The organism is Streptomyces sp. S.PNR 29, from assembly GCF_030386795.1.
Taxonomy (GTDB): domain Bacteria; phylum Actinomycetota; class Actinomycetes; order Streptomycetales; family Streptomycetaceae; genus Streptomyces.
Genome location: NZ_JANUQM010000041.1, coordinates 1 through 1,428, shown reverse-complemented (window position 1 = coordinate 1,428; position 1,428 = coordinate 1). Strand labels below are relative to the sequence as shown.

Annotated in this window: 1 protein-coding gene; it reads left to right on the top strand. The window is 67.7% G+C overall.

Features of this window, described 5'->3' with window-relative positions:
* Positions 1 to 41 precede the first annotated feature (41 nt).
* Positions 42 to 1,428 (top strand): AMP-binding protein (locus NW895_RS41110; protein ID WP_289942368.1); only part of this gene is annotated, 1,387 nt, incomplete at its 3' end.

Below are 1,428 nucleotides of genomic sequence, written 5' to 3'. Positions count from 1 at the left end.
ACCCCACCCGCTCCCTCACCCGCCACCCCCTCTTCCAAGTCATGCTCACCCTCAACAACAACACGAGGACCGAGCCCGAACTCCCCGACCTGACCGTCGAACCCGAGCCGACCTCACTCGACATCGCGAAGCTCGACCTGGCATTCAGCCTGCTGGAACCGCACGGAGAGGACAACGGGCTGCGCGGCATTCTGGAGTTCTCCACCGACCTCTTCGAGCACGCTACAGCGCAGCGGCTTGCCGAGCACTTCATCCGGATCCTCGAAGCCGCCGCCGACGATCCCGACCAGCCGATCGGCCGGATCGACATCCTCGCCCCCGCCGAACGCCGACGAGTGCTCGATGAATGGAACGACACGGCCCGCGAAATCACCGACGGCGCTCTCACTGTGCAGGAGGCGTTCGCCCTCCAGGTCAGCCGGTGGCCTTACGCGGTGGCGGTGAGCTCCGCGACCGAGTCGTTGACCTACCGCGAGCTCGATGAGCGTGCCAACCGGTTGGCAAACCGCCTCCGCAGCATGGGCGTCCGGGACGAGTCCCGAGTGGCACTGCTGCTGGAGCGGTCGGTAGAGCTCGTGGTGGCCACACTCGCCGTGGTGAAGGCCGGCGGGGTCTACGTCCCGATGGACAAGCGCAGCCCCGCAGAACGCGTCCGGTTGATCCTCGCCGAGACAAGGGCCGAAGTCCTGCTGACAGAGCAGTCCTTCCCGCTGCCGGAACCCCTCGGCGAGACCCGCACGCTGATTGTGGACGGGGACCCGGCACTCGCGGAGGAGAGCGCCGACGATCCCGCGGTGAGCGGTCACTCGGCGCAGCTCGCCTACGTGCTGTACACCTCGGGTTCGACCGGCGCCCCCAAGGGTGTGGGCATCACCCACGGCAGTGTGCTCGACTTGGTGGCCGACCGCTGCTGGAGTGATGAGGCACGGCAGCGTGTACTGCTCCACTCGCCCAATACCTTCGACCCCTCGACGTACGAAATCTGGGGCCCGCTGCTCTCCGGCGGCCGGATTGTGGTGGCTCCTCCTGGTGACCTCGACATCCACCTGCTGGCAGAGGTCATCTCGACGAACGAGGTCACGGGGCTCTTGTTGGCCTCCGGCATATTCCGGCTGCTGGCCGAGGAGCAGCCGCAGTGCTTCGGCTCCGTGCGCGAGGTATGGACAGGTGGGGATGTCATGTCACCTGCCGCCGTCGAGAAGGTCCTGGCCCACACGCCCCGGACGGTGGTCACGAACAGCTACGGCCCCACCGAGACCACGCTTTGTGCGACCCACTACTCCATCCGCGCCGGCGGGTCCGTTCCCGCCCGCACGCCGATCGGCCGGCCACTGGACAACACGCGTACGTATGTGCTCGACGCGGGCCTGCAGCCCGTACCGACCGGCGTCACCGGCGAGCTCTACATCGCCGGCCACGGCCTCGCCC